We start from the raw sequence: 22,534 nt of genomic DNA, 5'->3' as shown, positions 1-22,534 counted from the left end.
CACCCCCGCCGCTCCGACGGCCCTTACGACCCGGACCGCCCCTCCCGCCCCGGCACCCCCCACCGCCCGCACGCCCCCGAGTACCCCGGATCCCCGGACCGCCCCGCCGGCCCCGATGGCCCCTACGGTCGGGACCCCTCCGGCCGGCCGGATCATCCGCACCGGCCCGCGCGCCCGGCCGGCCCCCACGACCCCCGTGACCCCTACGACCCGGACACCCCCGCACTCGCCGACCGTCCTCACCGCCCCCACCGTCCCCACCACGCCCACCACCCCCGCGACCCCGAAGCCGCCTCCCCCCACACCCCCGAACTCGCCGACCGGCGCGCGGATCTGGAGCCCGCCGTGCTGTACGCGCTGGCGCATCTCGGGGACGCGTTCCGGATGGGTGGGGCGGGGCCGCGGTGGTGGGACTGTTCGGGGCTGGTGCAGCAGGCGTACCGGCGGGCCGGGGTGCGGCTGCCGCGCGTGGCGGCGGACCAGTACCGGGCGGTGCGGCGCATCCCCAGGACCGCGCTGCGCCGCGGCGACCTCGTGTTCTGGTCGCGCAACGGGCGCGCCTCCGGGGTGCACCACGTGGCGATCTATCTGGGGCAGGGCCGCTACATCGAGGCCCCGCACCCCGGCCGCAACGTCCGCGTCTCGACGTTCTCCCGCTACCGGCCCAACCTCTACGGCCGTATCCGCTGACAGCCCGTACCCCGCCGCCCCCTAGGGTGCGGCCCATGGAGATCACCGAACTGGCGGCCGCCGCCTGGGCCCTGGCCCCCGAGGGCGGCCGTACCCTGCTGGGCATCGCCGGGGCGCCCGGCGCCGGCAAGTCCACGCTCGCGCGGGCCCTGGTGGCCGGGCTGGAGCGGCGGTACGGGGCGGGCTCGGCCGCGTACGTCCCGCTCGACGGCTTCCACTTGTCCAACGCGCAGCTGGACCGGCTGGGCCTGGCCGCCCGCAAGGGCTCCGCCCCGAGCTTCGACGTGTGGGGGTACGCCGCGCTGCTGCGCCGCGTACTGGCGGAGCGCGAACGCCCGTTGTACGTACCCGACTACGACCGCACCCTGCACGAGCCGGTCGCCGCCCGGCACGTCGTCGTGCCCTCGGCCCGGCTCGTGGTGACGGAGGGGAACTATCTGGCGTGCGACGCGCCCGGCTGGCGCGAGGCCCGTGCGTGCCTCGCCGAGGTCTGGTACCTGGAGGCCCCGGACGACGTCCGTCAAGTGCGCCTGATTGAACGCCATATGACCGGTGGCCGGGATGAGACGGCCGCGCGCGCCCGTATGCAGCGCAACGACGCTCCCAACGGCGAGTACGTGAAGGCGTCCCGCTCGCACTGCGACCGGATTGTTTCGGTTGTTGGCCTGGACGCGCTCAACCGTCCGTACTAGCCTCCGAGTTGGTCTAGACCGCAGCTCACTCACCTCACAGAACCCCCCACGTTCACGAGGAGCAGCAGTCATGCGCAAGAAGATCAGTGCGGTGATCATCGGTGTCTGTACCGTCGGGGTGTCCGTGCTCGCGACCGGGAGCGCGAGCAGTCACGGCTACACCGACTCCCCCACCAGCAGGCAGGTGTTCTGCGCCAACGGCACCGTCCAGAACTGCGGCGAGATCCAGTGGGAGCCGCAGAGCGTCGAGGGCCCCAAGGGCTTCCCGGAGTCCGGCCCGTCCGACGGCACCCTGTGCGCGGGCGGCAACAGCCGCTTCGCCGAGCTCGACGACCCGCGTGGCGGCAACTGGCCGGCCACGAAGGTCACGGCGGGGCAGCCGTACGACTTCCGCTGGCGGTTCACGGCCCGGCACGCGACCACGGACTTCCGCTACTACATCACCAACAGCTCCTACGACCCCGGTAAACCGCTCACCAGAGCCGACCTCGACCCCGAACCGTTCCTGACGGTGGACTTCGGCGGCCGGATCCCGGACGCCACCGTCACCCACACCGGCACCATCCCGGCGGGGAAGACCGGCAAGCAGCTCGTCCTCGCCGTGTGGACCATCGCCGACACCGGCAACGCCTTCTACGCCTGCTCGGACGTGCAGCTGTGACGGCTGCGACGGCTATGACGGCTGTGATGGCGTGAGAGCCGGGTGCCGCCTCCCCGGACCCACCCCGGGGAGGCGGCACCCTCACAGGCACCCCCTCACCGGCCCCCGCTCTCCTCCGCCTCCTCGCCGCCCCGCTCCGGCCGCAGCGCGATCCACGCGAGGACACCGGCGACCGCCAGCGCGACGACGGCCAGCACCGCGTAGTCCGGCACCGCGTTCCCCACCGACCTGGCGATCTCCTCGATCCGGAACTCCTGGTCCGCGTCGAGGATCCCGGGCAGCCCGGTCGCCCCGTCGAAGCGCAGGAAGAGCACGCCGATGGCGATGAAGAACAGGCCCGAGACGAGCGAGGTCGTGTGCAGCCGCAGCCGGCCCAGCCGCAGTTCCTTCCCGCGCAGCCAGCTCCGGCCGCCCAGCTGGAAGCGGTCCCAGAACACGGCGAGCAGGAACAGCGGCAGCGCCATGCCCAGCGCGTAGACGGCGAGCATCGACGCCCCGTACACCGGATTGCCGTGCACGGCGGTCACGGTCAGCACCGCGCCGAGGATCGGCCCGGCACAGAAGCCCGCCAGTCCGTAGACGCAGCCCAGCAGGAACGTCGACGCCGCCGTGCGCGGCGTCAGCCGCCCGGCCGCCGCCTGCGCCCGCTTCGAGGCGAAGCCCAGTCCCAGGATCTGGGCCGCGCCCATGGCGATGACGACCCAGCCGCCGATGGCGATCAGTACGTCGCGGTGGCCGTTGAACAGCCGGCTCGCCGCGGTCGAGGCCGCGCCCAGCGGGACGAGCGTGGTCGCGAGCCCCCCGTAGAACACGGCCGTGCGTGCCAGCAGCCGGCCCGGGCTCGCCAGCGAGTACGCGAAGAACGCCGGCAGCAGCAGCGCGCTGCACGGGCTGAGCAGGGCGAGCGCGCCGCCGAAGAACGCCGCGAGATAACCGATGTCGGCCATCGCGGGCTCACTTGCCGCTCTGCGGGGAGTCCGTCCCCGCGTCGTGGGCCGTCTTCGCCTGCGCGACGGCCGCCTCGAAGACGCTCATCGGCTGGGCGCCCGAGATCGGCAGGCCGTTGACGAGGAACGTCGGCGTGGACTGCACGCCGATCGAGTAGCCCTCCTCCTGGTCCTTCTTCACCGCGGCCTGCGACGCGTCGCCGTTCAGGTCCGCGCGGAAGCGGTCGAGGTCGGTGATCCCGCTCTGCTTGGCCATGTCGAGGAGCTTGTCCTCGGCGAGCGCGTCGCCCTTGCGGGTCTTGGCGTACAGCTCGTGGTGGAACTCCCAGAACTTCCCCTGCCGGCCGGCCGCCCACGAGGCGCGCGCGGCCCGCGTCGAGTCGTCGCCGAAGATCGGGAAGTTGCGGAACTCGATGCGCAGCACGCCCTCGTCGACGTACTTCTTGACGAGCTCCGGCTGGGTCTCGCGGGTGAAGCGGCCGCAGAAGGAGCACTGGTAGTCGGCGTACTCGACGAGTACGACCGGGGCGTCGGCCCTGCCGACGGCGAGCGGGTCGCCGTCCTGCCGGCGGATGCTGAGCTTCGCGGCCTGGTCGTAGAGCTTCTGCCGGGGGTCGGCGCTCTGCCCGGAGGCGCTGGGGTGCCGCTTGCCGGAGCCGCCGGCGTTCTTGCCGATGGCGATGCCGGCGCTGACGAGGGCGACGACGAGGGCCACGACCGCGCCGATCGCCGCGACGCGGCGCTTGGCGGACTTCTTCGGGGGTGTCGTCCTGGCCCCGGCGGGCTTACGGGTGGACTTTGGGGACTTGCTGGACATGGGGAAGGGCTCCCTGGTGGGTCTTGCGGAAACGAGGACATGCCGGAGCACGGCCCGGCGCGGGCCGTGGCGCGGCGGGTCTAGATCCGCAGAACGGGGAGCAGCTCGGCGCAGCCGGCGACGGGTACGGGCGGCGCCCTGGGCGCGCTCGGGCGAACGGCGGGGTCGGCGGGCAGCCGGTCCCGTACGGCGGCGGGCGCCGTGAACGGGTCGCCGTGCGGATGCGGCAGGGCGACCGCGGACCCGCCGAACGGCAGCTCCTGCGGGCGGCAGCTGCCGCCGCTGCCGGCGGGGTCGGCGGCGGGCACGGGACCGACCCGGTCGTGGGCGCCCTCCGCGGCGCCGGGGGCCGCCGGTGATCCGGCGTGTGCCCTGGACGGGGTCTGGGCCCGGTCGGGGACGTCGGGGCCCGGTGCGACCGGGATCGCGTCCCGGGCGGCCGCTGCCGCCCGCGCGCCCGCCCCGGCGGGGGCCTGCGTGAGCCAGGGGCCGAAGGCGATCGCGAGGAGCAGCACGAGGACGGTGCCGGCCCGGCGGCGGGTCGGTGCCACGGTGTGCTCCCCTCTCGTGTCGGCTGCGGCTGCCCCCATGCTACGGGCCGCTCCACGACGAAGGCCCCCCACCATCGGTGGAGGGCCTTCGCCTGTCTGTGCGCCGCCAGGGACTCGAACCCCGGACCCGCTGATTAAGAGTCAGCTGCTCTAACCAACTGAGCTAGCGGCGCTCGCTGACGGGATAAATACTACCTGGTCCCGGGGGGTGCTCGTGACCACCGGCCGCCGGGGCCCGCTCCGGGCGGCTACAGCGCCAGCGACAGCAGCAGGGGAGTGGCCCGCCGGTTCAGCGCCTCGGCCGCGTGCCGCAGCCGGTGGGCGTGGTCCAGCGGGAGCGAGAGGGCGAGGGCCCCGGCGCTGTCCCCGGCGGTGATCGGGACGGCCGCGCAGACGGTGCCCACCGCGTACTCCTGGAGATCGAGGACGGGCACGGTCGCGGGGTGGGTGTCGAGCCGGCTGCACAGCAGCCTCGCGCTGGTGATCGTCCGGGAGGTGAGCCGGGGAGTCCGGTGCCGCGCGAGGTGGTCGCGGCGACCGTCGTGGTCGAGCTGGCCGAGCAGGCACTTGCCGAGCGCGCTCGCGTGGGCGGCGGAGCGGAAGTCGACCCACTCGTGAACCTTGGGGGTGTGCGGGCCGTCCGCGTACTGCGTGATCCGCACCTCGCCGTCGATGTAGCGGCTGAGGTAGACGGCCGCGCCCAGGGAGTCGCGCAGCCCGTCGAGCGAGCGCTGGAGCTTGGCCCGCAGGGCGCGCGGGCGGTCGCCGGAGGAGGAGAGCAGATCCAGTGCCTCGCCCGCCACATACGCCCCGTCGCCCACGCGCAGGGCGTAGTCCTCGTGGCAGAGCATCCGCAGCAGGCGGCCGAGGTGCTCCGGAGACAGTCCGGTCTCGCGGGCCAGGTGGGCCCCGGTCACCCCGCCGGGGTGCCGGGTGAGCGCTTCCAGCACGCGCAGGGCGTGCGGCAGTGACTGCTGCGGTGCGGTCCGCTCGGGTCCGATCGCCACGGTCTCCCCCAGGTGCGGGTCTGCGACGTGTTCCGGTCCCCACGATAACCGTGAACGTGTCGACAAGTAGAGGGTGTTGAAGAGAACGGGAGGGGTCGTTGAGGTGCTGGTCCGGACGTTTCCGGGGCGGCATATGTCGATGTCATGGGTGCCGGGGAAGGGGGCCCTCCGGGAATAACCGGAGAAGCGCTCCGGTTCTCTGCGGCGGCAGGAAGACCGCGATCAGGGAGGGGCCGCCGTGGCCGACGTACAGGACGACACCATCCGGGGCACGGCCGTGGGCGACGCGCCCGTACCGCTGTCCGTACTGGATCTCGCGACCGTCGGCAGCGGCCGTACCGCGGGGCAGGCGCTGCGGACCACCGTCGAGCTCGCGCGGCTCGCCGAGCGGCGCGGCTACCGGCGGTTCTGGGTCGCCGAGCACCACTCGATGCCCGGTATCGCCAGCTCGTCCCCGGCCGTCGTCCTCGCCCACCTCGCCGCGCACACCGAGCGGATCCGGCTCGGCTCCGGCGGCGTCATGCTGCCCAACCACGCGCCACTGGTGATCGCGGAGCAGTTCGGCACCCTGGAGGCCCTCGCCCCGGGGCGCGTGGATCTGGGCCTGGGGCGCGCGCCGGGCACGGACGGCGCGACGGCCGCCGCGCTGCGCCGCACGGACCACCTGGACGAGGGGGCCGACGCATTCCCGCAGCAGCTCGCCGAGTTGGTCCGCTTCCTCGACGACGACTTCCCCGACGGGCACCGCTACGCCCGCATCCACGCCGTGCCGGGGCCCGTGCAGGGGCGGGTGCCCGGCGGGGTGCAGCGGGCGGGCCGGCCGCCGGTGTGGCTGCTGGGCTCCTCCGGGTTCAGCGCGCGGCTGGCCGGCGTGCTGGGGCTGCCGTTCTCCTTCGCGCACCACTTCGCCGCCGCGAACACCCTGCCCGCGCTGGAGCTGTACCGGCAGTCCTTCCGCCCGTCCGCGGTCCTCGACCGCCCGTACGCGAAGATCGGTGTGCAGGCGCTGGCCGCCGAGGACGCCGGACAGGCCCGCCGGCAGGCGATGACCGGCGCGCTCGCGATGCTGCGGCTGCGCGCCGGCCGGCCGGGCCTGGTCCCCTCGCCCGAGGAGACGGAAGCCCACGCGTTCACCCCCGCCGAGGAGGAGTTCGTCGGGAGCTGGCTGGCGAACGTCGTCCACGGCACCCCGGACGAGGTGCGCGCGGGCCTCGACGCGCTGGTGCGGCGGACCGGCGCGGACGAGGTGATGATCACCTCCAACGCGCACGGCCCCGAGGCCCGGCTGCGCAGCTACGCGCTCATCGCCGACGCCTACAGGATGCCGGGCGCCTGACGGCCGTCACGGCCGCACCCCCGTGCTGAGCAGGGCGGAGATGCTGTCGGCGGGCACCGCCCGGGAGTAGAACCAGCCCTGGCCGGTGTCGCAGCCGATCCGCCCCAGCCGCTCCGCCTGCTCGGCGCTCTCCACGCACTCGGCCGTCACCGTGATGCCCAGCCGGTGCGCGAGCTGCACCAGCGCCTCGACGATCGTCTCGTCGGCGGGGTTCGCCTCCTGCCCGGAGCGGAAGCCGTGCACGAACGACCCGTCCAGCTTGAGGGTGTTGACCGGGAGCCGGCTGAGATAGGCGAGGTTGGAGTAGCCGGTGCCGAAGTCGTCGATGGCGATGGCCACGCCCATGTCGCTGAGCTGCTGCAACTGCTGCAAGGGGCGGCCCGCCGAGCCCATCACGGCGGACTCGGTCAGTTCGAGCTGCAACAGCCGCGCGGGCAGCCGCGTCTCGGCGAGGATCGCGGCCACGTCCGCGACGAGGTCGGAGTCCCACACCTGACGGACCGCCACATTGACGCTGACGACGAGCGGTTCCCCGGGATGCGCCAGCTGCCAGCGGCGGGCCTGCCGGCACGCGGTCGCCAGCACCCAGCGGCCCAGCGGGACGATCGCGCCGGTCTCCTCCGCGAGCGAGATGAACCGATTCGGCGGCAGCATCCCGAACTGCGGATGGCGCCAGCGCACGAGCGCCTCCACCCCGCGCACGACCCCGTCGCCGAGCCCCACCAACGGCTGGTAGTGCAGCACGAATTCGCCCCGCTCGACCGCCGGACGCAGCGTGCTGGAGAGCGCCTGCCGGGTCATGCGGTGCGCGTTGCGCTCGGGGTCGAAGAGCGTCCAGCGCGCCTTGCCGTCCGCCTTCGCCCAGTACAGCGTGGTGTCGGCCGCCTGCATCAGCTCCGTCGCGTGCGTACCGGCCGCGGGGCGCTCGACCACGCCGATGCTCGCCGACACCGACAGCCGGTGCCCCGCCACGTCGAACGGCCGCTGCAGCCCGGCCTGGACGCACGCCGCGAGCTCGACGAGCTGCTCGGTTCCCTTCGACTCCTCGACGAGCAGGGCGAATTCGTCGCCGCCGAGCCGGGCCACCAGATGCCCGCCGGGCGCCGCGCACTCCGACAGCCGCCGCGCGACCGCGCTCAGCAGCCGGTCGCCGGCCCGGTGCCCCAGGGTGTCGTTGATGGCCTTGAAGCCGTCGAGGTCCAGATAGCACAGCCCGATCCGGCCCGTGCCGCCCCCGCCCCGGCCGACGGCCGCCGCGGACAGCGCCGTCGTCAGCCGCTCGAAGAACAGCGAGCGGTTGGGCAGCCGGGTCACCGGGTCGTGCATCCTCAAGTGCCGCAGCCGGGCCCGCAGATCGCGCCGGTCGCTGATGTCCGCGACCGACAGCAGGGTGTCGCAGCTGTCGGGCAGCGGCGTGACGATGACCTCCGCCCACACCCCCTGGCCGGTGGGGTGCTTGAGCCGGCGCGTGCAGTGCAGCCGGTCGCGGCGGCCCAGCAGCACCTCGCGGTAGGCGCTCCAGGTCCGCGAGTCCTCGCGCAGCCCCGTGAAGTCCGCGGCCGGGGCGTCGGCCAGCTGGGCCGGGTCGGTGCCCAGCAGCGCCCCGAGCGCGGGATTCGCGGTCCTCACCCGGCCGTCGCGGCCCACCACGGCCATGGCGAGCTCCGCGGCGTCGAAGGCGGCGCGAAAATCACTGGATTCATTACGTTGCGTGACGACTGTAGGCGTTGAACCGGGCGCGCCGCCCGCTCCGAGGGTTCCGCTCACCGCTCGCTCCCGCATGGCATTCGGTCCGCACTGGCTTCGGCTGGTCTCGTGCAACTCGTACGCGTGCCCGAACGGACGGCGGGCGGCCGTCTGCCCGGGGGAATCCGTGCTGGAAATGTGGCGATCATAGGGCTCACGCGAGGACCGTTCCAGCGGCTCCGCCGTGACTGCCCGGGCCGCCGCCGCCCCCCTGTCCATTTCTGCACGACCGTGCGCGCTCGTGCCTGTGCCTGTGGTGCCGCACCTTCTCGATTGACCGTCAGTGACTGAGTGTGATGTACCCAGAAGTCGGCCTAGTCACTCGACTGGGGCAGCGGAACAGGGCATAACGCCACAAATCCAATGAGGGTGGATGCGGTGTCCCGAATCCGTCCCCGGAGGTCGACGTGGTGCGTCCGCAGACACCCATGGGAGTGGACCGGTCACGCTGGCGACGCGCCAAGGCCGTGGCGACCGTGCTCTGCGCGCTCGCCGCGAGCGTGGTGTCCATACCGGCGCACGCGGCCGGGCCCGGCGGCCCGTGCGCGCTGCCGCGCAGCCAGGCCCACCACTCGGAGGGCCTCGACAGCTGGAACCCCGCCTACCCCCGCCCCCTCGGCCGGCTCGACGCCGTCATGATCTTCCTCTCCTTCCCCGGCTCCCGGCCCGCCCTCACCCCCGCCCGGCTCGCCGCCGACCACTTCCCCGCCACCTCCCGCTTCTTCGACCGCGCCTCCTACGGCCGCTTCACGCTGCGCGCCCACCCCGTCGACCACTGGATCCGGATGCCGCGCACCGCCGTCTCGTACCGCATAAGGCGCGACTGGGACGGCGAGCAGCGCACCGACTTCCTGCGCGACGCCGTCGCCGCGGCCCGCGGCAGCGTCGACTTCGGCCGCTACGACCTCGTCTACCTCGTCGCCGACCCCGATGCCCCCGGCGTCGACTCCGACGCCACCAAGGTCGTCAACCTCGATACGCCCCTTCAGGTCGACGGCACCGCGCTGCGCCGCGTCGTCACCGTCTTCGAGCGCCACCCGCCCGACCGCAACGTCCTCGCCCACGAGACCGGGCACGCCCTGGACCTGCCCGACCTCTACCACCGGCCCGCCGAGGGCAAGGGCGACTGGGACACCCACGTCGGCGACTGGGACCTCATGGGCAGCCAGTTCGGGCTCGCCTCGGAACCCTTCGGCTGGCACAAGTGGAAGCTCGGCTGGCTCGGCCCCGGCAACGTCGACTGCGTCTCCTCGCCCGGCACCAGCGTGCACACCCTCCAGTCCCTGGAGACCCCGATGCAGCCGGGCGGCGAGCAGCGCACCCGGCTCGTCGTGGTGCGTACGGGCGCCACCAGCGCCGTCGCGATCGAGGCCCGCTCCGCCTACGGCAACGACGCCGCGACCTGCTCCGAGGGTGTGCTCGTCTACCGGGTGCGCAGCGACACCCCCTCCGGCGCGGGCCCCGTCCAGGTGCTCGACGGGCACCCGGACCGGCAGGCGTGCCGGGGCGAGTCCGTCTACCCGCCGCTCGCGGACGCCCCGCTGGGCGCGGGGGAGTCCCTGGCCTCGCGTACCGACGGGGTGCGGGTGAGGGTGGGGGCGCGCACGGCGGGCGGGGAGTGGACGGTCGCGGTGACCCGGGGGTGAGAGGGGGACGGCGGCCGGCGCCCGTACGGAAAACACCGAAGGCCCCCATCTCGCGATGGAGGCCTTCGGCTGTCTGTGCGCCGCCAGGGACTCGAACCCCGGACCCGCTGATTAAGAGTCAGCTGCTCTAACCAACTGAGCTAGCGGCGCCTGCTGACGTGGAAGACTCTAGCACCCCGGTCCGGTGGAACGAAAATCCGCATGTTTCAGCGGCCTGCGGGCGGGACCGTGCTGGTCAGGGGCGGGCTCCCGGCCTCCGCGCGGGCCACCCGCACACACGCCCACAGCAGGGCCTCCGGCCCCGGCAGCCACGGGTGCCGCGCCTCCGGGGCGATCAGCCAGCGGCAGGACGGCGGCACCGGCTCGTCCTCGCCCGGCGGGTACAGCGGCGGCACCGTCACCGCGTCGCCGACGCCGTGGCACAGCAGCGGCGGCATCGCCCGGGCCCACTCCTCCCAGGCCAGCAGCGCGGGCAGCCGCTGCGCCGTGCCGGGCGCCGCGAACAGCAGCAGCCGCCCCCGCTGCGCGGCCACCGGCCCCGAACCGGGACCCGCCGCCCACAGCCGGTCCAGCACCCGGCGCCCGAACAGCGCCGGAACCCCGACCACGTCGAACGCCCTGCCGCAGGGGAGTACGGCCGGGGCGTCCGGCTGCTCCGCCCACAGGGCGTGGACGGCGCGCGGGTGCGGGCTCGCGGAGGCCAGCCAGTCGGCCCCGGCGAGCGGGACCCACACGGCGGGGGTGGACGACGAGGGCGACGGGGGAACGGGGGGCCAAGAGGTCATGCCTCATCCTGGGATCCAACACCCCATCGATTCACGGCAGTTGCGGAACCCGGGACACGACGGAGCCCGGTGCGCTACCTTGCGCCCCCGCATATGCCAAGGGCCCATGGAGGCGAACCGTGGGCCGGGTGTGACCGCCGAAGACGGGTGTGGGGGCACGCGGCCGTGCGCGGGCGACAGGGCGGAGTGTGAGGCGCGTCACGCGGGGTCCCTCCGGGAGGGGTGGTCGGCGCCGTGTCGGCCGTAACGGCCTTACGGGCGCGGACGCGCGGCCCCAGTCTGGGCCGGCCTCGCGGGTACAGTGCGGCCCCGGCCTGAGTAGGCCTTGCGGGCACGGACGTGCGGTCCCAGCCGGGGTCGGCCCGCCCTGCGGGCAAGGGTGCCGGGGCCCCGGACCGGGCGGGCGGGGCACCCCGTGCCCGGTCCGTGAAGCCGTCAGGCTTCCCCGCGCAGCAGGTCGCGGCCGAACTCGATCATCTTCTTCGCGTAGTCCTCGCTCCACTCGGCGCGCTGCGCGATCACCGACGTCGGCAGCCGGTCGAAGTGCCGGGGATCGGCGAGCCGGGCCGCAGCCACCGCCTGGAACTCCACCGCCCGGTCCGCCGCCGCGCGGAACGCCAGCGCCAGCTCCGTCGAGCGGGCCAGCAGCTCCCGGGGGTCCTCGATGGTTTCGAGGTCGAAGAAGTGCTCGGCCTCCGCGACCACCTCGGGTGGCTCGAAGAGCAGCGGCGCGGGCTTCAGGCGGCGCGGGGCCGGGGAGCTCTCACGCGTACCGGGAGCCGGCTTCGGCTCGCACATGTATGTACCTCCAGGATCGTCTGCACCGCCATCCATTGTCCTGCGCGGGGCAAGTGCGCGGGGGCCGGTGCCCGCGGCCACGCGGGATCAGGAGGTGCCGGAGCGCGCCGCCGTCGCCCGGGGGAGCGCCGTGGCCGCCGGGGCCTCGCGCCGCGCGACGGTGTGGACGGTCACCGGGATCGTCGGGCGTCCCGTACGGCCGGAGCGGCCCCGGATCCGGTCGGTGAGCCGCAGTGCGGGCCCGGCCAGCAGCAGGCCGGCGCCCATGACGGCGGCCCCGGCGACGGCGTCGAGGAAGTAGTGGTTGGCGGTGCCCATGACGACGAGCAGGATGACGAGCGGGTAGCACAGTGCCGCGATCCGCAGCCAGGTGCGGCGGCCGTGCCGCCAGAGCACCAGACCGCACCACAGGGCCCAGCCGACGTGCAGGCTCGGCATGGCCGCGTACTGGTTGGTCATCCCGCCGAGCCCGCGCGGGGCGCTCGCGTCACCGCCCCACCAGCCGTACGAGCCGTACTGGGCCATCGTGTCGACGAAGCCCTGGCCCGCGTCGAGGAGCCGGGGCGGGCAGGTGGGCAGGAGCGTGAAACCGATCAGGCCGATGAGGGTCGCGGTCATCAGCCAGCTGCGCAGAAAGCGGTAGTGCTCCGGCCGCCGCCGGAAGACCCAGACGAGGATCGCGGGCGTGAGGAGGTAGTGCAGCGAGGCGTACGCGAAGTCGGCCGGTATGCCGAGGGAGGGGTGTTCGGTGAAGAGGCGATTGAGCGGATGCTCGAAATTTATTCGGAGTGCCTTTTCGAGATCGAGTATGGACAGCCCGTGATCGACCGCGGGTTGGACATCGCCGCGAACGAGGAGGCGGCCCGCGGAGTACAGCCCGTACACCACGGCTATCAGCGGCAGCTCGGTCCACCAGCGCGGCCGCTTGCCGGTCGGTGCGGTGCGGTACATCCGTACGCTCTCCAATTGTCAGGTCGGACGGCAAGAGCGCATGCCACCGTACGGTGTACGCCACACGGATCGCACACCGCCCCGTGGCTTCGCGGAAACCTCGTGTCCGCCCGCCGCCGGCCCTCGCGCGGCCGGCCGCCGGGGAGTTCCGGGGCCCCGGACCCGTGCGGGACCCGGGGCCGGGCGTGCGCGATGATGGAGTGGAACAGATCGCTTCTGTCGGTATCTGTCGGAAGAAGCCCCGACCTCCGACGAAATCTGTAGCCAATCTGTAGCGAAAGTCACCGACATCTGATCAAGGGGAAGGGGCCCTCTCCATGGCACCGCGCATCCTGCTGGCCCGGCACGGACAGACCGAGTGGTCGCTGTCCGGGAAGCACACCGGCCGCACGGACATCCCGCTGCTGGACGAGGGCCGGCGCGGCGCCAAGCTGCTGGGCGAGCGGCTGCACCGCGCCCCCTGGAACGGCCTGCCGGACGTCGAGGTCCGTACCAGCCCCCTGATACGCGCCAGGGAGACCTGCGAGCTCGCCGGCTTCGGCGACCGGGCGAGCGACTGGGACGCGCTGATGGAGTTCGACTACGGCGCCTACGAGGGGATGACCCCCGCCGAGATCAAGGAGCAGCGGCCCGGCTGGCTCATCTGGCGCGACGGTGTCCCCGGCGGCGAGACCCTCGACGAGGTCGCCGCCCGCGCCGACTCCGTCGTCGAGTGGGCCCGCTCCGCCGACCGCGACGTCATGGTCTTCGCCCACGGCCACATCCTGCGTGTGATCGCCGCCCGCTGGCTCGGCGAGGACATCGCCTTCGCCGCCCGCGTCCGCCTCGAACCCACCTCCCTGTCCGCCCTCGGCTGGGCCTACGGCGCCCCGGCGATCGAGCGCTGGAACGACACGGGGCACCTCGGCTGACGTACGCCCCGCGCGCGCGTACCCTCACACCGGCCGTGAGGCCGCGCCGTGACGGTCCAGGAACTCGGCCGCCGCCGGCTCGGCCGCGTACGGGCGCAGGAGCTCCGCCGTCGTGTCGAGCATGGTGCGGATACGGGTCGAGCGGACACCCACGAGCAGGTCCAGGACGCGGCCGGCGGCGGCCGCCGCCGCGTCGGGGCTGCCCGCGCGGGCCAGGTCACCGGCCAACTGGGCGGTGAACAAAGCGGTGTTGCGCACGAAGTGCGCGTCCTGCAGGGCGACGGCCCGCTCCGCGTGCCGCGCGGCACGCGGCCACTCGCCGAGCGCCGACCAGCACTGCGCCTCCAGCCCCTCCAGCTCCGCCTCGCCGAAGAATGTCATCCACGGGGGATCCGCCTCGCGCTCCCCGCGCGCGAACAACTCCCGCGCCCGCAGCAGCGCGCCCTCGCACGCGTGGCGGTCGCCCAGCCCCGCCCAGCCGCCCGCCTCCCGCAGCGCCAGCAGGGACAGCAGCCGGGGCGACGCCAGGTGCCGCCCGGCCCGCTGCGCGGCCTGCGCCGCCCGGACGGCCTCGCGGGGCCGGCCCGCGTCGCGGGCGAGGAAGGACGTGTTGCAGAAGGCGTGCGCCTCCAGCGCCGCGTCCCCGGCGACCCGGGCCATCGCGAGCGCCTCCGCGTAGTGCGAGCGGGCGTCGGCGAACCGGCCGGAGTCGTGGGCCAGCCAGCCCACGGAGACGGCGAGTTCGCCCGCTCCCGCGTGCAGCCGGTCGGCGACGGACTGCCGCCGGGCCCCGGCGTCCAGCAGCGCGCAGGCGACCCGCAGCGGGCGGGCGGCACGCCGGTAGATGCCGTCAGCGCCGTGCCGGTCGTCGAGCAGCCGGATCCGCACCACGGCCGCCTCCACGGCGCACGCCTCCGCCTCGCCCACGCGCCGCACGGCACGGCCCGCGGCCGCCGCCGGGGCGGGGCCCAGCGCGGCCTCCAGGGAGGCCGCGGTCACCGCGGCCGTACTGCTGGTCATGAACGCGCGACGCAACACGTCGCTCTCCTCGGTGCTGTCGAACTCAGTGCTGTCGTACTGGGTGTTGTCGTTGTCGAAGGTGCTGCCGGGCCGCGGCGCGGGCCGTACGGGCGCTGCGGGCGCCGCCAGCCCGGCCCGTGCCGCCCGCCCGCGCACCTGCTCCCGGGGGGCGAAGCCCATGTCCGCCGGTTCGTGGCCCGGGAACATGTACCGGAACACCCGCTCGTAGGCGTAGTTGGGGCAGCGGATCTCCCCGGACTCGACGCGGCCGATGTAGCGCGCGTCGCACGAGACCTGCTCGCCGATCTCCCGGGCCGCCCGGCGCACGGCCGCCGCGAACTCCCCGGGCGACATCGCCCCGCGCAGCTGCCGGAAGGCCAGGTTGGGCACGAACGGACCGTGCCGGTACGACGACGCCATGGCCGGACCCTCTTCACCCGGGGGACCCCCGGGGATCCCGCAAGACCTGTGGCGAGTGCCGCCCCGCGCGAACGCGCGCGGACGGGGCGACGGTACCCGCAACTCGCCCTCCCTCACCGAGGGTTTGGCTACAAACCGGATATCTCACCCACGATCCGCCATGAAGTGCCATCCTTTGTGACGGCGCCGCACCGTAGCCGTTGACGCCTCCCGCGCGTTGGACACCGTGGAAGACGCCCCGGACGGGCAGAAGAACGGCAGGGCGAAGTCGCAACGGCTGAGGAGGGGTTTCCGTTGACGGAGGCCGGAGTGGACATCAGCAGCGCGCGGACGACGGCCGGGCACCGGCCCCGGCAGGACCACAGCCCGTCCCCCCGCCCGGCGCTCGACGCCGGGCCGTGCGATCTCGTCACCGTGCCGGTCCGCCAGGGCCTGGAGGCCGTCGACATCCTGCGGCTGCGCGACGGCGTCGGCCCGGTGCTGCACGACGGCGACTGCGACACCCTCGGTTTCCTCGTGCCGCCCGGCACGGCGGCCGGCTGGGACCTGCCGGGCAGCGCCTGCACCAGGGCGCCCGCCCGGGGCCGGGGCAGCGCGGACGGGCCCCCGCTCACGGGCGGCGGCTGGCTGGTCGCGCCCGAGGCCGCCTTCGCCGCCGCCACCGACCCGGCCGTCCTGCGTGCCGCCCTCGGCGAGGCGGCCCGCACCATCGAGGCGGTCGACCGCTGCCGCTGAGGCGGCATGCCGGGGTGCCGCGGGTGCCACCGGCCCGCGCCCGGGAACGGGCGGCTCCCGCTCGGGAGATACTCGACCTGTGGCACGGAGCAAGCAGAAACGAAAAACCGGGCGCGCCGGGGACACGGCGGCACAGCAGGTCGCGGGCGGTCTCGCCGAGCTCGTCCCCGACCGCGACCGGCCCCGCGCCCGCACTCTGCTGATCGACGGTGCCCCGCAGTCGTTCGTCGACCCCGACGACCCGGCCCACCTCGCCTTCGGCTACCAGCGCCGGCTGGGCCACGTCGCCGACCTCGTGGCCCCGCCCGGCCGCCCCGTGCGCGCCGTGCACCTCGGCGGCGGCGCCTTCACCCTCGCCCGGTACATCGCCGCCACCCGCCCGCGCTCCACCCAGCAGATCGTCGAGATCGACGCGCCGCTCGTGGAGTTCGTCCGCCGTGAACTGCCGCTGGACAGCGGCTGGCGGATCCGGGTCCGCTGCGCGGACGCCCGAGAAGGGCTCGCGAAAATACCCGACGGCTGGGCCGACTTGATCATCGCGGACGTCTTCGGCGGCGCCCGCACCCCCGCGCACCTGACGAGCACCGAGTTCGCCGGGGAGGTACGGCGGGCGCTGCGGCCCGGCGGCGCCTACGCCGCCAATCTCGCCGACGGGCCGCCGCTGGCCCACCTCAAGGCGCAGATCGCCACCGTGGCGACCGCCTTCCCCGAACTGTGCCTGATCGCCGAGCCCGCCGTGCTGCGCGGCCGCCGCTTCGGCAACGCCGTCCTGCTCGCCTCCGACGAGGGACTGCCGGTCGCCGAGCTGACCCGGCGCTGCGCCGGTGACCCGCACCAGGGGCGCGTCGAACACGGGCGCTCCCTCACCGACTTCACGGGCGGCGCCGCGCCCGTCACCGACGCGAGCGCCCGCCCGTCCCCGGCGCCCCCGCCCGGGACCTTCGACCACTGACGACGTACGGAACGCCCCTCACTCGGGAGGCAGTTGATTCGTACGGGCCACCTTCGCGTACCAGTGGAAGCTGGACTTGGGGATCCGCCGGCCCGTCGCGTAGTCGACGTACACGAGGCCGAAGCGCTTGCTGTAGCCGTATGCCCACTCGAAGTTGTCCAGCAGCGACCACAGGATGTACCCGCGTACGTCGGCGCCGTCCGCCATCGCCCGGCGCACCGCCGTCAGATGGGAGCGCACGTACGCGATGCGCGCCGGATCGTGCACCGCGCCGCCCCCGTCCGGTGCGTCGTCGTAGGCCGCGCCGTTCTCGGTGACGAGGAGCGGCAGCCCCGGGGCCTCGCGCGCGAAGCGGGTCAGCAGCTCGTACAGGCCGGTGGCGTCGACGGCCCAGTCCATCGCGGTGTGCTCGCCCGGCTGCCGGTGGAAGACCACGCCGTCGGCGCCGGGCCAGGGGGAGGGCCCCGCGCCGTGCCCGTCGGCGCGCGGGCCGCGGTCGTTGTCAGTGGCGGCTGATACCACGGTGGGTGTGTAGTAGTTGATGCCGAGCCGGTCGAGGGGGTGCCGGATGACAGCGAGGTCGTCGTCGCGCACGAAGGACCAGTCGGTGACGCCGGCGGTGTCGGCGAGCAGGTCGTGGGGGTATGCCCCGGCGAGCATGGGCCCGGTGAAGATCCGGGTGGCGAGCGCGTCGATACGCCGGGCGGCGTCCAGGTCGGCGGGCGCGTCCGTGCGGGCCCGGACGGCGGCCGCGTTGAGGGCCACCGACAGGCGGGCGTGCGGCAGTTCGGCGCGCAGGGCCGAAGCGCCCAGGCCGTGCGCCAGGTTGAGGTGGTGGGCCGCGCGCAGGGCGGCCGCCCCGTCGGTGCGGCCCGGGGCGTGCACCCCGGCCGCGTAGCCCAGGAAGGCGCTGCACCAGGGCTCGTTGAGGGTCGTCCACAGCTCCACCCGGTCGCCCAGGGCGCGGGCCACGAGCCGCGCGTAGTCCGCGAAGCGGTACGCGGTGCCGCGCTCGGGCCAGCCGCCCGCGTCCTCCAGCTCCTGCGGCAGGTCCCAGTGGTAGAGGGTGAGCACGGGCCGGATGCCGTGGGCGAGGAGGTCGTCGGCGAGGGCGCGGTAGAAGTCCAGGCCGCGCTCGTTGGCGGGGCCGCGCCCGGTGGGCTGCACGCGCGGCCAGGAGACGGAGAAGCGGTAGGCGCCCAGGCCCAGTCCGGCCATGAGCCGGACGTCCTCGGGGCGCCGGTGGTAGTGGTCGGTGGCGACATCCCCGGTGTCGCCGCCGAGGACCTTGCCGGGGGTGCGGCAGAAGGTGTCCCAGACGGACGGGGTGCGGCCGTCCTCGCCGGCCGCGCCCTCGATCTGGTAGGCGGCGGTCGCCGCCCCCCACAGGAAACCGGGCGGAAAGGTCACGGTCATGGCAGTCCCTCCAGGACAGCGGCCGGCGGACACCGGCGGGAAGCGGGCGGGGTCAGCCCTTGAGGGCGCCCCGCATGATGCCGCCGACGATCTGCCGGCCGAGCACGGTGAAGGCCAGCAGCAGCGGCAGGGTGCCCAGCAGCGCGCCCGCCATCACCACGGCCTGGTCGGGCACGTAGCCGCGGCCCAGCCCGTTGAGCGCGACCTGCACGGTCGGGTTCTCCTGGGTGAGCGCGACCACGGGCCAGAAGAAGTCGTTCCACGCCTGCACGAAGGAGAGCATGCCCAGCACGGCCATCGCGGGCCGGGCGACGGGCAGGACGACGTGCCACACCAGGCGCAGGCTGCTCGCGCCGTCCATCCGGGCCGCCTCGACGAGCTCGCCGGGCAGCGCCTCCAGCAAGTACTGCCGCATGAAGAACACCCCGAACGCGCTGACCAGCGTGGGCAGGACGACCGCCTGCAGCTGGTCGGTCCAGCGCAGCCGGGCGATCAGCATGAACAGCGGCACCACGCCGAGCTGCGGCGGCACCATCATCGTGGCCACCGTCAGCAGCAGCAGGCCCCGCCGGCCGCGGAACCGCAGCCGGGCGAAGGCGAAACCGGCGACGGTGCAGCACAGCACCGTGCCGAGCGCGACCGTCCCCGCCACCAGCAGGGTGTTGCCCAGCGCCAGGCCCATGCCGGCCTCGCTCCACGCGGTGCCCAGGTTCTCCGGCAGCCGTTCGCCGAACCAGAAGGGCGGCGGGGTCCGCGCCAGCCTCGTGGTGTCCCGCGAGGCCGCCACCACCGTCCACAGCAGCGGGAAGAGCGAGCCCGCCGTGAACAGGGCCAGCAGCGCGTAGCCGAGGGGCCCGCCGTGCAACTGCCGCCCCGCGCGCGGCCGGTGGCGCCCCACGCGCCGGGACGGTGTCGGTGCCGGATGGTCGGTGGTGGTCACGAAGGCCCCTCATCGGCTCGTGCGCAGCCGCCGCGCGAGCAGCCCGCCCGCCCCGGCGATCAGCAGCAGGATCAGGAACATCGCCCAGGCGACCGCGCAGGCCCGCCCGAGGTGGAAGTCGAACCAGCCCTGCTCGTACAGGTACAGGCCCAGCGTCTGGAACTGGTGCGCCGCGCCGCCCTTCTGCCCGCCCGCCCCGCCGAACAGCAGCGGCTCGCCGAACAGCTGCGTCGCCCCGATCGTCGAGACGACCACGGTGAACAGGAGCGTCGGCCGCAGCGCGGGCAGCGTCACGTACCGGAACTGCTGGGCGCGCGAGGCCCCGTCCAGCGCCGCCGACTCGTACAGCTCGTCCGGCACGGCCTGCATGGCCGCCAGGTAGATCAGCGCGTTGTAGCCCGTCCACCGCCAGATCACGATCGAGGAGATCGCGCACTGCGCGGTCCACGCCGAGTTCTGCCAGTCGACCGGGCCGATCCCCGCCGCGCCGAGCGCCCAGTTGACCATGCCGTAGTCGCGCCCGTAGAGCAGCGCGAACACCAGCGTGGCCGCGGCGACCGAGGTCGCGTACGGGGTCAGCAGCGCGACCCGCCAGAAGGTCGCGGCCCGCAGCCGGTAGTGCAGCAGGTGGGCCAGGCCCAGGGCCATCAGCAGCTGCGGCACGGTCGAGAGCACCCCGATGGTGAAGGTGTTGCGCAGCGCGTTCCAGAAGAACTCGTCGTCCAGCAGCCGCGCGTAGTTGCGCAGCCCCACCCACGCCATGCGGTCCGGCGCGGTCAGCTCCACCCGGTGCAGGGAGGCCCAGCCCGTCCACAGCAGCGGGAAGAGGCCGAAGGCCGCGAAGAAGACGAAGAACGGGGCGACGAAGGCGTACGGGCCGTAGCGCACGTCCCACCGATAGCGCCGACTGCGCCAGCCCCCCGCGCGCCCCCGCCCCGGCGTCCGCCGCTCGGGCGGCCCGGCCGGCGGCGTCGGCGTGCCGTCGACGGCGGGGGCCGTGGCCGTCATGGGGCCACCGCGCTCTGGGATCGCCGCGGGGCGGGGCCGGGGGCGGGTGCCGGGTGCCGTCGGAGTGCGCCGGGGGGCGTCGGTGTGCCTTCTGCGGTGGGGGTCGTGGCTGTCATGCGTCCACCGCGCTCTCGGCCTGCCGCGGGGTGGGCCCGGGGGCCGGTGCCGGGTGCCGCCGGGGCGTGCCGGGCGGAGCCGGCGCCTCCTGGGGGATCGCGGTCGCCGTACATCCACCGGGGCCGGGCGGCCGCCCCGTCGTGTGTCGCGGGGGAGCGCCGGGCGGTGGCGCGGGCGTGTCCCGGGCGGCGGGGGCCGTGGCCGTCATTCGTCCACCACGTTCTCGATCTCCTTCAGGGTCGCCCGCCACGCCGCCGCGGGGGAGCGGCCCTGCTGCTCGACCTGGGCGATGCCCACGTCGGTGACGGCCGTCCCCACCTGCTGTTCCTTCGGACCGGTCACCGGTGTGGGGATGCCCCGGGCCGCCGCCGCGAAGATCCGGCCCACGGGCGCCCCGCCGAAGTAGGGGTCGCGCGCGTCCGCGACCTCCGGCAGGGCGTACGCGGCCGGGGTCGAGGGCAGCCCCGCCTGCCGGGCGAAGAGCCGGGCCTGCTGCGCGGGCGCCGTCAGCCACACCGCGAGCGCGACCGCCGCCCGCCGGTGCCGGGCCGCCGTCGGCACGGCGAGGAAGGAGCCGCCCCAGTTCGCGGGCCGGGGCGCGGCCGCCACGTCCCACCGGTCCCGGCCCGCCTCGCCCGCCTTCTGCTTGATGTAGCCGAGCATCCACGGCGGACAGGCGACCGTGGCGAAGCGGCCGTTGGCGAACGCCTGGTCCCAGGGCTTCTCGAACTGCCGCAGCCGGGCCGTCAGCCCCTCGCGCGCCGCCCCCACCGCCAGCTCCCAGGAGTCCTTGACGGCGGGGCTGTCGCGGTGCGCGAGACGGCCCCGCCGGTCGTAGTAGCGCACGGCATGACCCTGTACGGCGGCGGTGTAGAGCCCGGCCGCCGAGTCGGTGAAGACCGTGCCCGCCGGGGCGGCCCGCCGGTACGCCCGCCCGGTCTCCAGGAACCGGTGCCAGTCGCCCGCCCACAGCCGGCCCACGCTCTCCCGGTCCGTGGGCAGCCCCGCCCGGGCGAAGAGGTCCTTGCGGTAGCAGACGGCGAGCGGCCCGATGTCCGTGCCCAGCCCGATCGTGCGCCCGCCCCGGGCCGTGGCCTGCGCCCACTTCCAGCCCAGCCAGTCCCCGGCGCGCACCCCCGGCGCCCGCCCGAGGTCCACGAAGCGGCCGGCCTGGGTGGTGACCACCTCGGTGATGTTGCCGGTCTCGATCGCCTGGATGTCGGCCAGCCCGCCGCCCGCGGCGAGGTGGGTGAGCAGCTGCGGGTAGTAGGTGTCGTTCCGCTCGATCACGCTCTCCTTGATCGAGACGTCCGGGTGCAGCCGCTCGTACTCGGCGTAGAGCCCGGCCTGCCGGTAGCCGAAGACCCCGAAGGTGCCGATCGTGACCGTGGTCCTGCCGCCGTGTCCGCCGCCGCTGCCTCCGCCTCCGCCGCCGGCGGCGCGCGGCGCGCGCCCGCCGGGCGCGCCCCCGTCCTCGGCGCAGCCGCCGCACACCCCGGCGCCCAGCAGCAGAAGCGCCACCGCGGCCGCCACCGTGCGCCATCGCCGCCCGCGCCCGGCCGCCGCACCGCGGCCCTCGTGCCCCGTCCGCCCGGTCACGGCCCTCCGTCAGATGCCATGGCGCACCGGCCCGTACACCGCCCGGCCGCGCCGCCCACCACTGCGACACCTGAGCCTTCCCCCGCACACGCCGCGAACTCTCCCGGCCCGCGCCGCGCTCACCCCTAGGCACTACAGGCGGACACCGGGCGGCGGCAAGGGAGTTGGGGGACAACGACAAGGGCCCCGGTCCGCTTCCGCGGACCGGGGCCCTTCATCAGGGTGAGTAACGGGACTCGAACCAGATCCTTGACCCCGATTTTACGTGCAGTGATTCAGGGAATCGGGACATATGGGGGCGGTTCGATGCCAGTGCAGGCCGCTGAACCCCCGTCAGCGCTGCGTGGTGCTCCCATGGGAGCACGCCCATTCGGGGGTGCGGCTGCGCTCGGGGCAGGTGAGTGCAGAACGGCCCAATGGCGACGCGTGGGAGCCCGGCCTGTCATCGGCTCAGGGAGCGCTCGGCGACGTGCGCGACCCGGTCCTCGAACACCTTTGCTGCGTCCGGCGTGATCGTTTTGAGGGCGACCATGCTGGTGAGGATGACGTCGCAGAGTTCGGTCTGTACGTCGTCCCAGGTGTGGCTGTTGCCCTTGCGGGGGTTGGAGCCGGTGACGCCGTGGATGGCTTCGGCGACTTCGCCGGCCTCCTCGCTGATCTTCAGAACGCGCAGCAGGCGGGCCATGTCCGGTGGCACGGTGCTCTCGGAGTCGAGCCATTCGACGAGCTGCTCGACGGTGTCCCAGGTTTCTTGCACGGGTGCTCCGGTTCTGTGTGCGGTGGTGGCGG

At 74.4% G+C, this 22,534-nt stretch carries 22 protein-coding genes and 2 tRNA genes; 8 read left to right on the top strand and 16 right to left on the bottom strand.

Features of this window, described 5'->3' with window-relative positions; translation table 11 throughout:
- From ACFP1Z_RS09585 to ACFP1Z_RS09575, 3 genes are all read left to right on the top strand, one after another.
- Positions 1 to 690, top strand: a 690-nt coding sequence (locus tag ACFP1Z_RS09585) for a C40 family peptidase (protein ID WP_390315521.1), incomplete at its 5' end; no start/stop codon positions are given.
- A 35-nt stretch (positions 691 to 725) separates the two neighbouring features.
- A complete protein-coding gene (locus ACFP1Z_RS09580) occupies positions 726 to 1,382 on the top strand; it encodes a nucleoside/nucleotide kinase family protein (RefSeq protein WP_390315520.1) in 657 nt (218 codons plus the stop codon).
- 70 nt (positions 1,383 to 1,452) lie between these two features.
- Entirely contained in the window at positions 1,453 to 2,043 is a 591-nt protein-coding gene (locus ACFP1Z_RS09575; protein WP_390315519.1) for a lytic polysaccharide monooxygenase auxiliary activity family 9 protein, read from the top strand.
- Positions 2,044 to 2,138: 95 nt separating this feature from the next.
- Here ACFP1Z_RS09575 and ACFP1Z_RS09570 read toward each other — a convergent pair whose 3' ends face one another.
- The 5 genes from ACFP1Z_RS09570 to ACFP1Z_RS09550 form a co-directional block, all read right to left on the bottom strand.
- Positions 2,139 to 2,990 (bottom strand): cytochrome c biogenesis CcdA family protein, encoded by an 852-nt coding sequence (locus ACFP1Z_RS09570; protein ID WP_390315518.1) that lies wholly within the window; start codon positions 2,988 to 2,990, stop codon positions 2,139 to 2,141.
- A 7-nt stretch (positions 2,991 to 2,997) separates the two neighbouring features.
- Positions 2,998 to 3,807 (bottom strand): DsbA family protein, encoded by an 810-nt coding sequence (locus tag ACFP1Z_RS09565; protein WP_390315517.1) that lies wholly within the window; start codon positions 3,805 to 3,807, stop codon positions 2,998 to 3,000.
- Positions 3,808 to 3,887: 80 nt separating this feature from the next.
- Entirely contained in the window at positions 3,888 to 4,358 is a 471-nt protein-coding gene (locus ACFP1Z_RS09560) for a hypothetical protein (RefSeq protein WP_390315516.1), read from the bottom strand.
- A 99-nt stretch (positions 4,359 to 4,457) separates the two neighbouring features.
- A tRNA-Lys gene (locus ACFP1Z_RS09555) sits at positions 4,458 to 4,531 on the bottom strand.
- Between the two features lie 75 nt (positions 4,532 to 4,606).
- On the bottom strand, positions 4,607 to 5,365 hold the full coding sequence (locus ACFP1Z_RS09550; RefSeq protein ID WP_390315515.1) for an IclR family transcriptional regulator: 759 nt from the start codon (positions 5,363 to 5,365) through the stop codon (positions 4,607 to 4,609).
- A gap of 238 nt (positions 5,366 to 5,603) precedes the next feature.
- Here ACFP1Z_RS09550 and ACFP1Z_RS09545 point away from each other — a divergent pair, with 238 nt between their 5' ends.
- Positions 5,604 to 6,701 carry an LLM class flavin-dependent oxidoreductase gene (locus tag ACFP1Z_RS09545; RefSeq protein WP_390315513.1) on the top strand — a complete coding sequence of 366 codons (1,098 nt, stop codon included), beginning with the start codon at positions 5,604 to 5,606 and terminating at the stop codon, positions 6,699 to 6,701.
- 6 nt (positions 6,702 to 6,707) lie between these two features.
- Here ACFP1Z_RS09545 and ACFP1Z_RS09540 read toward each other — a convergent pair whose 3' ends face one another.
- The gene (locus ACFP1Z_RS09540; RefSeq protein WP_390315512.1) at positions 6,708 to 8,483 is read right to left on the bottom strand and encodes a putative bifunctional diguanylate cyclase/phosphodiesterase; all 1,776 of its coding nucleotides are present in this window, start codon (positions 8,481 to 8,483) and stop codon (positions 6,708 to 6,710) included.
- 392 nt (positions 8,484 to 8,875) lie between these two features.
- Between ACFP1Z_RS09540 and ACFP1Z_RS09535 the strand changes: the two genes are divergently transcribed.
- Positions 8,876 to 10,093, top strand: coding sequence for a M6 family metalloprotease domain-containing protein (locus ACFP1Z_RS09535; protein WP_390315551.1), 1,218 nt, complete (start codon positions 8,876 to 8,878; stop codon positions 10,091 to 10,093).
- Between the two features lie 76 nt (positions 10,094 to 10,169).
- Here the strand turns inward: ACFP1Z_RS09535 and ACFP1Z_RS09530 are convergent.
- The 4 genes from ACFP1Z_RS09530 to ACFP1Z_RS09515 all read right to left on the bottom strand — a co-directional run bounded on the left by ACFP1Z_RS09530 (position 10,170) and on the right by ACFP1Z_RS09515 (position 12,627).
- A tRNA-Lys gene (locus ACFP1Z_RS09530) sits at positions 10,170 to 10,243 on the bottom strand.
- Positions 10,244 to 10,299: 56 nt separating this feature from the next.
- A complete protein-coding gene (locus ACFP1Z_RS09525) occupies positions 10,300 to 10,878 on the bottom strand; it encodes a bifunctional DNA primase/polymerase (protein ID WP_390315511.1) in 579 nt (192 codons plus the stop codon).
- A 435-nt stretch (positions 10,879 to 11,313) separates the two neighbouring features.
- Entirely contained in the window at positions 11,314 to 11,676 is a 363-nt protein-coding gene (locus ACFP1Z_RS09520; RefSeq protein WP_390315510.1) for a hypothetical protein, read from the bottom strand.
- Positions 11,677 to 11,763: 87 nt separating this feature from the next.
- A complete protein-coding gene (locus tag ACFP1Z_RS09515) occupies positions 11,764 to 12,627 on the bottom strand; it encodes a phosphatase PAP2 family protein (protein ID WP_390315509.1) in 864 nt (287 codons plus the stop codon).
- A 317-nt stretch (positions 12,628 to 12,944) separates the two neighbouring features.
- Here ACFP1Z_RS09515 and ACFP1Z_RS09510 point away from each other — a divergent pair, with 317 nt between their 5' ends.
- Positions 12,945 to 13,538, top strand: a complete 594-nt coding sequence (locus ACFP1Z_RS09510; RefSeq protein ID WP_390315507.1) for a histidine phosphatase family protein — start codon at positions 12,945 to 12,947, stop codon at positions 13,536 to 13,538.
- Positions 13,539 to 13,562: 24 nt separating this feature from the next.
- On the opposite strand, the gene ACFP1Z_RS09505 is transcribed toward ACFP1Z_RS09510, so the two are convergent.
- Positions 13,563 to 14,978: a tetratricopeptide repeat protein gene (locus ACFP1Z_RS09505; protein ID WP_390315505.1), complete on the bottom strand. Its 1,416-nt coding sequence runs from the start codon at positions 14,976 to 14,978 to the stop codon at positions 13,563 to 13,565.
- Between the two features lie 294 nt (positions 14,979 to 15,272).
- Here ACFP1Z_RS09505 and ACFP1Z_RS09500 point away from each other — a divergent pair, with 294 nt between their 5' ends.
- Together ACFP1Z_RS09500 and ACFP1Z_RS09495 are read left to right on the top strand one after the other, a co-directional pair.
- Positions 15,273 to 15,713, top strand: a complete 441-nt coding sequence (locus ACFP1Z_RS09500) for a hypothetical protein (protein ID WP_390315504.1) — start codon at positions 15,273 to 15,275, stop codon at positions 15,711 to 15,713.
- Positions 15,714 to 15,792: 79 nt separating this feature from the next.
- Positions 15,793 to 16,665 carry a spermidine synthase gene (locus ACFP1Z_RS09495; protein ID WP_390315503.1) on the top strand — a complete coding sequence of 291 codons (873 nt, stop codon included), beginning with the start codon at positions 15,793 to 15,795 and terminating at the stop codon, positions 16,663 to 16,665.
- Between the two features lie 18 nt (positions 16,666 to 16,683).
- On the opposite strand, the gene ACFP1Z_RS09490 is transcribed toward ACFP1Z_RS09495, so the two are convergent.
- From ACFP1Z_RS09490 to ACFP1Z_RS09470, 5 genes are all read right to left on the bottom strand, one after another.
- Positions 16,684 to 18,081: a GH1 family beta-glucosidase gene (locus ACFP1Z_RS09490; protein ID WP_390315502.1), complete on the bottom strand. Its 1,398-nt coding sequence runs from the start codon at positions 18,079 to 18,081 to the stop codon at positions 16,684 to 16,686.
- Positions 18,082 to 18,133: 52 nt separating this feature from the next.
- On the bottom strand, positions 18,134 to 19,021 hold the full coding sequence (locus tag ACFP1Z_RS09485) for a carbohydrate ABC transporter permease (RefSeq protein ID WP_390315501.1): 888 nt from the start codon (positions 19,019 to 19,021) through the stop codon (positions 18,134 to 18,136).
- A 9-nt stretch (positions 19,022 to 19,030) separates the two neighbouring features.
- Positions 19,031 to 20,029, bottom strand: coding sequence for a carbohydrate ABC transporter permease (locus tag ACFP1Z_RS09480; RefSeq protein ID WP_390315500.1), 999 nt, complete (start codon positions 20,027 to 20,029; stop codon positions 19,031 to 19,033).
- Between the two features lie 321 nt (positions 20,030 to 20,350).
- A complete protein-coding gene (locus ACFP1Z_RS09475) occupies positions 20,351 to 21,745 on the bottom strand; it encodes an ABC transporter substrate-binding protein (RefSeq protein WP_390315498.1) in 1,395 nt (464 codons plus the stop codon).
- Positions 21,746 to 22,187: 442 nt separating this feature from the next.
- Positions 22,188 to 22,502: a MazG-like family protein gene (locus tag ACFP1Z_RS09470; RefSeq protein ID WP_390315497.1), complete on the bottom strand. Its 315-nt coding sequence runs from the start codon at positions 22,500 to 22,502 to the stop codon at positions 22,188 to 22,190.
- Positions 22,503 to 22,534 lie beyond the last annotated feature (32 nt).

It is taken from the genome of Streptomyces gamaensis (assembly GCF_042656465.1).
In the GTDB taxonomy this organism is placed as follows: domain Bacteria; phylum Actinomycetota; class Actinomycetes; order Streptomycetales; family Streptomycetaceae; genus Streptomyces; species Streptomyces gamaensis.
Note: the sequence above shows the minus strand (reverse complement) of the source record. Positions and strands in the feature narration are given on the sequence as shown.

Excerpts from the sequence above, each read along its gene's own strand:
- ACFP1Z_RS09580 (WP_390315520.1), top strand. The coding sequence starts at position 726 with ATGGAGATCACCGAACTGGCGGCCGCCGCCTGGGCCCTGGCCCCCGAG.
- ACFP1Z_RS09575 (WP_390315519.1), top strand. The coding sequence starts at position 1,453 with ATGCGCAAGAAGATCAGTGCGGTGATCATCGGTGTCTGTACCGTCGGG.
- ACFP1Z_RS09570 (WP_390315518.1), bottom strand. The coding sequence starts at position 2,990 with ATGGCCGACATCGGTTATCTCGCGGCGTTCTTCGGCGGCGCGCTCGCC.
- ACFP1Z_RS09565 (WP_390315517.1), bottom strand. The coding sequence starts at position 3,807 with ATGTCCAGCAAGTCCCCAAAGTCCACCCGTAAGCCCGCCGGGGCCAGG.
- ACFP1Z_RS09540 (WP_390315512.1), bottom strand. The coding sequence starts at position 8,483 with ATGCGGGAGCGAGCGGTGAGCGGAACCCTCGGAGCGGGCGGCGCGCCC.
- ACFP1Z_RS09535 (WP_390315551.1), top strand. The coding sequence starts at position 8,876 with ATGGGAGTGGACCGGTCACGCTGGCGACGCGCCAAGGCCGTGGCGACC.
- ACFP1Z_RS09525 (WP_390315511.1), bottom strand. The coding sequence starts at position 10,878 with ATGACCTCTTGGCCCCCCGTTCCCCCGTCGCCCTCGTCGTCCACCCCC.
- ACFP1Z_RS09520 (WP_390315510.1), bottom strand. The coding sequence starts at position 11,676 with ATGTGCGAGCCGAAGCCGGCTCCCGGTACGCGTGAGAGCTCCCCGGCC.
- ACFP1Z_RS09515 (WP_390315509.1), bottom strand. The coding sequence starts at position 12,627 with ATGTACCGCACCGCACCGACCGGCAAGCGGCCGCGCTGGTGGACCGAG.
- ACFP1Z_RS09510 (WP_390315507.1), top strand. The coding sequence starts at position 12,945 with ATGGCACCGCGCATCCTGCTGGCCCGGCACGGACAGACCGAGTGGTCG.
- ACFP1Z_RS09505 (WP_390315505.1), bottom strand. The coding sequence starts at position 14,978 with ATGGCGTCGTCGTACCGGCACGGTCCGTTCGTGCCCAACCTGGCCTTC.
- ACFP1Z_RS09490 (WP_390315502.1), bottom strand. The coding sequence starts at position 18,081 with ATGACCGTGACCTTTCCGCCCGGTTTCCTGTGGGGGGCGGCGACCGCC.
- ACFP1Z_RS09480 (WP_390315500.1), bottom strand. The coding sequence starts at position 20,029 with ATGACGGCCACGGCCCCCGCCGTCGACGGCACGCCGACGCCGCCGGCC.